The sequence below is a fragment of the Ancylobacter defluvii genome, from assembly GCF_018390605.1.
Lineage (GTDB): Bacteria > Pseudomonadota > Alphaproteobacteria > Rhizobiales > Xanthobacteraceae > Ancylobacter > Ancylobacter defluvii.
Genome location: NZ_JAHBGD010000005.1, coordinates 254,005 through 263,632, shown reverse-complemented (window position 1 = coordinate 263,632; position 9,628 = coordinate 254,005). Strand labels below are relative to the sequence as shown.

Sequence of the window (9,628 nt, the reverse complement as noted above, 5' to 3'; positions counted from 1 at the left end):
GCAACGCTGGGTGGAGAGCGACCATGCATGGCGGGAGCGCAGTGCGCGCGACGACACACGCTGACATCGCTCGGCTCGGCACCCGTTTCCTCGTTTTCCCCCAGCCATCCTTCATTCCCGGCTATGAGCGACCCGAAACCGTCTGGATATCCACGCCGCTCGGCGGCGTGACCGCCGGCCCGGCGGATGATCGCATGTATGTCGTCGATCCCGTCGGCATGAAGCCGCCTTACCAGTCCCCCTATCTCCCGCCTTACACGGGGCGCGCCTACCCGGCCGTCATGCCCGGACCGGACGGGCATTTCGACCGGCTGCCGATCGGCACGCGGGAATTTCAGGCCGCGCACGTCTTCGCCTGCGTGCGGCGGGTGCTCGACATCTGCGAAAGTTATTGGGGCGAGGAAATCCCGTGGTTCTTCCAGCCGACCTATGAGCGGCTGGAGATCGTGCCGCAGCTCGACTGGGACAACGCCCAATCCGGCTTCGGCTTTCTCGAACTCGGCGAGGAGCGTGTCCGCAGCGATCCGCGGCCTTTCGCCCTCAATTTCGATGCCGTGGCCCACGAAGTCGGGCATCTCGTGCTGTTCGGCGCCATGGGCGTGCCGCGACGCGAGCCACCGCGGGACTATTTCGCCTATCACGAGGCGGTCTCGGACGTCATCGCGCTGCTTGGCTTGTTGCATTTCGATACCGCGCTCGACCTCATCCTCCGGCGTACCCGCGGCAATCTGCTGCTCACCAACGAGTTCGATCGCTTCGCCGAGCTGAGTGACGAGAAAGAGGTCCGTCGCTTCAATCATTCCCTGAAGATGACGGATGTCGGCCGCGAAGTGCACGATCTATCCAAGCCCTTCGCCGGTGCGCTGTTCGATACGCTGATCGAGATCTACCAGCTGCTGCTCTTCGAGCGCGGCCTTTCCGATCTCGACCCCCGCACCTTCTGGAACCTGCGCAGCGAGTTGCCGGAGGAGCGGCTCGAACAGGAGCTTTCCGCATCGCTGATCGACTATGAGCGCCGCCATTTCGCGGCGAAGGCCGTGCTTGAGGAGGCGCGGGATGTTCTCGGCAGCACATTGCTGGGTTCCTGGCGGCTGCTGGATCCCGCGCAGCTGACCTATGCGGATGCCGCCGAGGCCCTGATCCGCACCGCCGACAACGGCAGTGCCCGCCGCTTTGCCGACCGCTTTGAAGCTTGTCTCGCCTGGCGTGGTGTTCTGCTGGCGCCAGGACAGATGCAGTGGCTCTCACGGCCTTGAGAGCAAGGGACCGCATGGCGGTTCGGGAACAGCGAAGGAGTGACCACCATGCTGTCAGACAATACGCCGGCGCCCGCGGAACCACCCGTCTACCGGCCCAATGAGATCCTGCTCTATGGCGTGAAGCTCAATGCCGGCTGCACCTTCGCCGACATACCGTTCGACCCGGGCGTCGCATCGGATCGACCCGGCATCGTCCTGCGCCTCCAGGCCCACAAGGCGGAAGATCCACCGGCTGCGCGGCCTCTCGGCGACGAGCAGGTGTCATTCATCGTCGCCTATGGCTATGGCTTCGAGGGCAGCTGCTACCGCTTCGACCGGCCGCGCCTGCTGTTTCTGGCACCGGCGGTCGCCAGCCGCAAAGCCGAGGGCTGCGGCTTCGACGAGTCGTATGAGATGTGGCGCATCACCTCGAAGACCATGCTGCTCGACGTCTCCATCGCCACCGGACTGGCGGAAGAGCTGATCCTCGCCGCGAACCTGCCGGGCAATCGCCTGCCGAACACCTATGGAAATCACATGGAACTCGCCCATCGCGGGGGGCGGCTCAACCGAGGCGGCGGATCGTAGCCGAACGTGAGACAGGCTGGCCGCGATTGGGCCTGCCGAAATGGCGATCAGCCGCCTTCCCGCTCCCGCTCGCGGATGGCGGCGAGATTGTCCTGGAGGCGTCTCGCCATAAGCCGCATCACCGACAGCGCCATTGGCGGGAACTCGGCCAACAGCGCCAGGAACACCTCCTTGCGCAGCTGTAGCGCCTCGACGGACGTGGTCGCGACGACGGTGGCCGAGCGGGGATCGCCGGTAACGAGCCCCATCTCGCCGACGATCGCGTGATGGGCGACGGCCGAGGCGCGCACCGGCGGCCCGCCGTCGGCCTCGATCAGGATGTCGACCGCCCCCGAAACCAGCACATAGGCGACGTCGGATTCGTCGCCCTGGCGGAAGAGGACGTCGCCGGCCGCGAAGACGACGCGTTCACTGGTGAAGGCGAGCAGCTTCAGCTGCGCCGTGTCGAGATCGGCAAAGATCGAGACGGAGCGCAGGGCGCGGATTTCCTCCTCGCGCTCGGGTGAGACGCCGGTACCCGCGGGCGTCGTCTCGGGAGGAGCCGGAACATCGGGGGGCGCCACCGTGCCCGCCGCGTCCTGCACGGCGGCCAGCCGCGCGCCCTCGAACGCGACATGCAGGTCGTAGCTGGAATCGCCGCCCAGATCGCTGCCCGCCACGACCAGCGTACGGCCGGCCATGGCGGCGCGGATGCGGCCGAGGATCTGCTGCCCCTCGGTTCGGCTGAAGGCCCCGAAGGCATGGTTGAGGATGAGCAGCTCGGGCTGCTTGATAAGGCCCCGCGCCAGACCGAGCTGTGCCTTCATTGCCGGAAACAGCAGCCGGCCGGCATAGCCCGCCGGTTGTTCGAGGCCCCATTGATAGACATCGGCATCGAGGCCGAGTTCCTCCAATGTTTCGCGGATCACGGCATCGGCGGCATCCTGCGCGCCCGATCCGAACAGCAGATTGTCGCGCAACGGCGCGGTGGCGCAGTACTCTCGGGGGTCATAGAAGGCGATCGACGTGTCCGACGCTGAATCGGCCCATTCGTGGAAAGCCACCCGCGCCGCCAGCAAGCGCTTCTCCATGTCGCCATCCAGCAGACCGAGGCGATGGCGCGGTTCGACATAGAGGAAGGCAAGGCCGAGAAGCCGGGTGGCATCCCCCTCGAGAGCGTTGTCGGCCTCGAAACGGCCGAGCAATTCGCGATACCCGGGAAAGTCCTCGCTCTCGATGAAGGAAAAGCGTTCGAACAGCACGTGGCCGGGCGGAAGGTCGCGAAAGATCTCGACCATCGTGGCCGCCATCCGGTGCCCGATCTCGATCAGCGGCGCCATCAGGCCCAGCTCGGCGAGCAGACGGCGGATCGGCTCATGGCCGGCGAGGTCGGCTCCGACGAAGGCGGGATCGTTCGGCACGCCGAACAGGATGTTCTCGCCGATGGTCGCGTTGCGGATGTAGCGCTCCGGCGCATAGGGCTCGATCGCCGCGCCGGCGCCGCGCGCGGCAAGCGCGTCGCGGATGCGGGTACGCAGCTCGAAAATGCGCCTGATGATCTCGCCCGGAGCCTCGACATCCAGCTTGCGGGCGAGGCCGAGACGAAACACCGGCTCGGCCAGCCCGACGATCCGCAGCACCGCCAGCAATTTGCCCGACAGCTCGGCATCGTCGACGGCCGCGGCGCGGGACGGGTCGATGGCCCAGCCGGGCCCGCCGCCCTCCCCGGCCGCCACGCGCCGCAAACTATAGAGGATGTTGTCGCGCAGGCTGCCGTCGAGGATCACCGGCTCGGGGCCGACATAGGTGATGAGGCGCCCGCGCGCCGCGCGAGACAGCGAGGCCAGCGGGACCCCGGCCAGCGTCAGCGTGCCGTCGCGGGCGGTGAGCCCGCCGCCCAGCAGCTGGGCGAGGATGCCGGCTCCTTCGCCCGCTTCTCCGGAAAGGGCGATGTGCCGTTGCATCGGCAAGGTGAGCGTCAGGCGATCCAGCACGCAGTCACCGGTTGGGGTCACCACGGTGAGGCCGCGCGCCACGATGGCACCCTGGACGGGAAGAGCCGCGACCTCGCCGTGATCTGCAGCCGGCGGGCGCATGAAATCGTCCCGCTTCAGGCCGAAATGCTCGACCACCTGCTGGAACTTCGCCTCGACGTCGAGCCGCTGCTGGTCCCAGTCGATGAGGTCCTTCACCGGCGGCGGCAGATCGCGATAGGCGGCGATGACGGCGATGAGCTGGCCGAGATCGAGGCGCCCGGTGAGGGCGAAGAAGCCTCCCACCGCGTAGAACAGGAAGGGCGTGATCTGCGCCAGCAGGTTGTTGAGCATCTTGACCGCGAATTTGCGCTCATACAGCCGGTAGCGAATGCCGAAGAGATGCTCCAGCCGCTGCGATACTTGGCTTTTCTCGACGGCGGAAGTCCCGTGATTGGCGATCTCGCCGATGCTCTCCACCACCTCGCCGATCTTGCCGGCAAAGGCGCGCGACACGACCTGGCGCTGGCGTCCAAGGCGGATTTGTTCGCGTCTTAGGCGCGGAATGATGGTGCCCTGAACGAGGATCATGCCCAGCGCGATCAGGCCGAGCCAGAGATTCTGCACCAGGATGAACAGCAGAGCGGTCAGCGCCTGCCCGCCGAGAAACACCGGCTGGACGAACGCATCGCCGACGAAGCCGCCGATCGGCTCGACCTCGTCCTTGATGACGGTCGCGGCCTCGGAGGGCTTGATGCGCTGGAACGCCTCGGGCTTGAAGCTCAGCAGCGCCGAGAACAGGTCGAACCGCAGGCGCTGGAGCAGCCGCTCGCCCAAAGCGCCCTTGCGCATGTTGACGACATATTTGAACGCGCCGTTGATCAGCACCAGCAGCAGGAAGATCCCGGACAGAACGAAGAGATAGGAGATCCGATCAAGCCACACGCCCTCGAAAAGCGTGCGAGTGCCGCCGAGCGCCGCCGGCAGGTGCAGCGTGACGTGGAACAGACGGGCGGTTTGCTGTCCCGCGGGGAAGGCCCTTCCCTGCAAGGCATCGGAGATGATGTATTTCGGCAGGTCGAGGGAGAGATAATAGAAGGGAAGCGACAGGCAGACGATGATCAGGATTTTCACCTGCTCGCGCCGGCTATTTCTCCAGATATAATCGAAGATACCGATCATATCTTCAAGATGTATGCAAAGAGGAACCGGCCGGCGCGTGCCCACGCCCCGTGGCGCGAACAGGCGGACATCCGATCCGCGAGGACCGCTCTTGCCGGCCGTCCGGCGGGAGACTCTGCGAACGCGATACGGGACATGGTCTGCCCAGCGCAGCTTTTCCGGAACCATCATAGCAGATCGAGGGGACCGGTGGCAGCGTAAGGGTCGACGCCGCCCCGTTCGCCTGGCGGCGTGACGCTGCGTCTTGCGAGCCGGAGGCAACACCTTCCGCCGCCGCGCCGGTGCGACTATGATGATCGATGCCCGAATGAAGCTAGGTTCCGCTGAGCGCGGTGGCAGCCATGCCGGTCGCAGGCCGAAACGAACCCCTGTCGCAACCGCTCGCCATCCGCCGGGCAGCAACCGATTTGCGCCGGCGCGACCTCCTCGCCTCGATGGTCGCCATGTGCGCCATGCCCATGGGTTTGAGGTCGGCGCGCGCCCAACCCTCTGCCTTGCCGGTGATCGGCTATCTCGGCTCCGAGAGCCCGGAACGCTATGCCAGCCGCCTCGGCGCCTTCGCCGAGGGCTTGGCCGAGACCGGCTATGTCGAAGGCCGCGACCTCTCGATGCTGTTCCGCTGGGCAGACGGGCACTATCGCCAATTGCCGGCGCTGGCGAAGGAACTCGCGGCCGCCGGCGTGACGGTGTTGGTCGCACCCGGCGGCGCAGAGGTGGCGCTGGCGGCGAAAGCGGCCACCAGCACCATCCCGATCGTGTTCGAACTCGGCGGCGACCCGGTGGCGCTCGGCCTCGTGAACAGCCTCGCCCGGCCGGGCGGCAACATGACCGGGGTGACGAGCCTCAGCGTCGAGGTCTCGCGCAAGCGGCTGGAATTCATGCGCGAGCTGTTCCCGCAGGCGAAACTCTTCGCGGTCGCGGCCAATCCGACGAGCCCGACGGTGAAATCCCAGCTGACCAACCTCGACGCCGCAGCCGCTACGCTCGGCGTCGAGCTGCGGGTGCTGAACGCCAATCATTCGGATGCGTTCGAGGAGCTGTTCACCGCGACCCGCGACATGGGTGCCGGCGGTCTGGTCTTCACGTCCGATCCCTATTTCGCCTATCGCAGCCGGCGGCTTGCCGAACTCGCCGCGCAACATGGCGTCGCGACCATCACCCAGTCGCGCGACTTCCCGTTGGCCGGCGGGCTGATGAGCTATGGCGGCGACTTCCTGCAATCGCACCGCCATACCGGGATCTATGCCGGCCGCATCCTCAAGGGCGAGAAGCCGGCCGATCTGCCGGTGCAGCGTGTCACCAAGGTCGAGCTGTTCATCAATCTCAAGGCCGCGCAGGCGCTGGGGCTCTCCGTTCCGCCGGCGCTGCTGAGCAGCGCCGACATGGTGATCGAATAGTTCGAACAACCCGTCGAGCCCGCCCGCCAGTGAGGCGGCGGACCAGCCGGGAGGGCGACCAAGGAACCTGATGGTGACCAGAGGACCGACCGCTCCACGCGCCTCGCTGTTCACGAAATACTTCCTCGCCTTGTTCGCGGCGGCGGTGGGGCCGCTTCTGGTCGCCGGCGGCAGCGAGGCCTGGTTCGGCTATCGCGACCAGCGCGACCGGCTGAGCGACCTGCTCGATTCCGAGGCGCGGCTGGCCGCCTTCAAGATCCAGTATTTCCTGCAAGGGATCAGCGACCAACTGGAGTGGATGGTACAATTGCCCTGGTCGGCCGGCGCCGACGAGCGGCGACGGCTCGACGGGCTGCGGCTGTTGCGCCAGGTGCAGCCCGTCATGAGCCTGCGCCTCGTCGATGGCGCCGGTCGCGAGCGGCTCTCCGTCTCGCGCATCGGCCTGAACCGCGTCGAGAGCGGCGACGACTATTCCGACGATCCCGCGGTGATCGGCGCGACCGCTCATGGAGCCTGGTTCGGGCCGGTGATTTTTCAGGGCGGCTCGGAACCTTTCATGACCGTCGCGGTGGCGGGAAATCGCTCGGCCACGGGCGTGGCGATCGCCGAGGTGAACCTCAAATTCATCTGGGAGATCATCTCCGCCATTCATGTCGGCCGGACCGGGGAAGCCTTCGTGCTCGACGCACCGGGACGGTTGGTGGCTCACCCCGACATCAGCCTGGTGCTGCGCGCCGACGACGCCTCCGCCCGGCCGCTTCAGCTTCTGCGTTCCGCGATTGTGGCGCGGCCCGGCCAGGCCGCCGCCGGCCGCGACACCGGGGGAACCGCGGTGATGGCGGCGATGGCACCGATCCCCATGGTGGAGTGGAGCGTCATCGTGAAGCAGCCGGTGGCGGAAGCGTTCGGGCCGATCCATGCGGCGCTGTGGCGAACCGGCATCCTGCTCGTCGCCGGCACCTTCTTCGCCGCGCTGCTCGCCTATTGGCTGTCGCAGCGCATGATCGGGCCGATCCACCAGCTGGAGGACGGCGTCGCCCGCATCGGCGCCGGCCAGTTCGACCATCGCATCCGGCTCGCCACCGGCGACGAGCTCGAACGCCTCGCGGGGCGGTTCAACCGGATGGCCGGCGAACTCGCCGTCTCGCAGGAGCGTTCGGAGCGGATCGGCCGGCTCAGGCGCTTCCTTGCGCCTCAGGTCGCCGAACTGATCGAGCGCAGCGGCGACGAGCGGGTTCTCGACGGTCGCCGGGTCGAGGTGGTGGCGGTGTTTTGCGACCTGCGGGGGTTCACCGCCTTTTCCGCGCAGGCGCAACCGGAAACCATCATCAGCGTGCTCGGCGCCTATTACGACGCGGTCGAACGGGTGATCGCGATGTATGAGGCGACGCTCACCAGTTTCTCGGGCGACGGCATCATGGCGCTGGTGAACGCGCCGGTCGCCTGCCCGGACCCGGCCCAACGCGCGGTCTCCATGGCGCGTGCCATGCAGGGCTGCGTTCAAGGCCTTCTCGTCGACTGGCGCGCCGCCGGGCACGAACTCGGCTTCGGCGTCGGCTTGGCGATGGGGCCGGCGACGGTGGGGCGGATCGGCTCCGAGGGCCGCCTCGACTATACGGCGGTCGGCCATGTGGTGAACCTCGCCTCCCGGCTATGCGCGAGTGCGAAAGATCGGGAAATCCTGCTCGATCGCACGGTCGCTCGCGCGGTCGGCGGCACCGTCGACCTCATCGAATTGGAGGCGCGGCCGTTGAAGGGATTTACGCGTCACGTTCCCGTCTTCGCCATCGACACTCAGCGACATGAGGTTCTCGGGGACAGAGCATCCGCCGTGATCGGAGACAGAGAACTCCAGGCCGGAGCGGCAGCCGACAGCGGCGGCGGCACCATTCGATAAATCCGCGCGGGAGCGTGCGACGCCAGGAACAGCAGCTGAAGCGCGCGCCGGCGTGGGCGCGCCGATGAGCGCCGCAGGGCGAGATCGACGGCCGGCATCTGTTGCGGCGACAGGCCAACGACCAAGACGAGAACGATGTCTACGCGGCAGCACGGTGATGCATTCTCACCTGGAGGTAGGTGGATGGCGTCCGGCGGATTATTCCTCGGCAGCGGCGGTGCGGATCAGCGAACCGAGCATGCCCTTGCGCTTCGCCTCATAGTAGTAGCCGCTGGCATAGAGCATCACCGCCCGCCGCTCGTCGCGGCCTGCGACCCGGTATGCGTTGGCGAGATAGGCGACCGCGTAGGCCATGTTGATGTCGGCGTCGAGAAGATCCCTCGGCGCACCACGGAAGCCGAGCGCACGCGCGGTGTCGACGCGGATCTGCATCAATCCCCAGTAAGGCCCATGGCGCTTGCTTGGGTCGAAATTGCTCTCCCGCCAGGCCACGCGGCGCACGAGCCGCGCCGGCACGTCGAAGCGCTGGGCGTAGCGCTCGATCAGCGCCTCGATGCGCGGCGGCGCGCGGTCAGACGTGGCCCGGCTGGCGACAGGCTCGGGAGCATCGTCGATGGCCCGCGCGGCATCCTCCGTGGGAGCGTTCAGGTTCTCGTTGGCGGCGGCGTCACGCAGCGCCGTCGCCCCATCCGGCGCGGCCTCCTCGGGCGCGGCCGTCGCCTGCGGCGCGTACGACATCGGCGCGCTGAGGCGCCTGGGTGGCAGCGGCACCAGCGATGCCATGACGATCCCACGCTTCTCGGCGAGGCGTCTCGGCGGCAAGGGAACGGATGAGGTGATCGCGGCGGAAGGGAGGGCAGCGGAAGCGGCCGGCGCGCCGGACGGGGACCCCAGCGGCGGAACCGCGGCCTCCCGATGGAAGACCTCGACCTCGGCGATTGCCACTTCCCAGGCAACGAACCTCCCGCCGAGCGGTGCCCCGTGCGGCGGGTCGGTCAGCCATACTGAGTAGGAAGGCGCGACAAGACCTGCGGAACTGCGAGCGACAGGCGTCAGAAGCATGACCGGCATGGCCCCGTCGGTAGACGGCCAGACGAGCTGAGACGGCGATGCGGACGGCTCCGCCAAAGCAGCTTCAGTTGGCGACACCGGCGTGGACTCATCCGCAGCCCATGCCTGCGATGCGCCGGAAAATGGGCCGCAGACAGCCTGCCCTGCCAGCGCGAGCACCGCGACCGCCAGAGGCCCTCCGCCCATCCATCGCTGTGTTGCTCGCCATTCCACGCCGCTGCCTAGCACAATTCGATAAAGGTTGAAACGCTGCGCGCCCGCTTCCGGCCATCATGGCAGCGCGGGGGAACAGGTCGTTCCAAC

6 protein-coding genes are annotated in these 9,628 nt (G+C 67.3%); 4 read left to right on the top strand and 2 right to left on the bottom strand.

The features are described 5' to 3' along the window. The first annotated feature begins 23 nt into the window (after positions 1-23). Complete coding sequence (locus KHC24_RS03850) at positions 24-1,256, top strand: gluzincin family metallopeptidase (protein WP_213359492.1); 1,233 nt, start codon at positions 24-26, stop codon at positions 1,254-1,256. A 48-nt stretch (positions 1,257-1,304) separates the two neighbouring features. Beyond that, the gene (locus tag KHC24_RS03845) at positions 1,305-1,826 is read left to right on the top strand and encodes a hypothetical protein (protein WP_213359490.1); all 522 of its coding nucleotides are present in this window, start codon (positions 1,305-1,307) and stop codon (positions 1,824-1,826) included. 47 nt (positions 1,827-1,873) lie between these two features. Here the strand turns inward: KHC24_RS03845 and KHC24_RS03840 are convergent, their stop codons facing one another. After that, positions 1,874-4,960: a cyclic nucleotide-binding domain-containing protein gene (locus KHC24_RS03840; protein WP_213359488.1), complete on the bottom strand. Its 3,087-nt coding sequence runs from the start codon at positions 4,958-4,960 to the stop codon at positions 1,874-1,876. Positions 4,961-5,367: 407 nt separating this feature from the next. Here KHC24_RS03840 and KHC24_RS03835 point away from each other — a divergent pair, with 407 nt between their 5' ends. Together KHC24_RS03835 and KHC24_RS03830 are read left to right on the top strand one after the other, a co-directional pair. Then, entirely contained in the window at positions 5,368-6,357 is a 990-nt protein-coding gene (locus KHC24_RS03835; RefSeq protein ID WP_373878608.1) for an ABC transporter substrate-binding protein, read from the top strand. A 70-nt stretch (positions 6,358-6,427) separates the two neighbouring features. Beyond that, complete coding sequence (locus KHC24_RS03830) at positions 6,428-8,254, top strand: adenylate/guanylate cyclase domain-containing protein (protein WP_213359485.1); 1,827 nt, start codon at positions 6,428-6,430, stop codon at positions 8,252-8,254. 198 nt (positions 8,255-8,452) lie between these two features. On the opposite strand, the gene KHC24_RS24955 is transcribed toward KHC24_RS03830, so the two are convergent. Beyond that, positions 8,453-9,325: a transglycosylase SLT domain-containing protein gene (locus tag KHC24_RS24955; RefSeq protein ID WP_246546110.1), complete on the bottom strand. Its 873-nt coding sequence runs from the start codon at positions 9,323-9,325 to the stop codon at positions 8,453-8,455. Between the last annotated feature and the right edge of the window lie 303 nt (positions 9,326-9,628).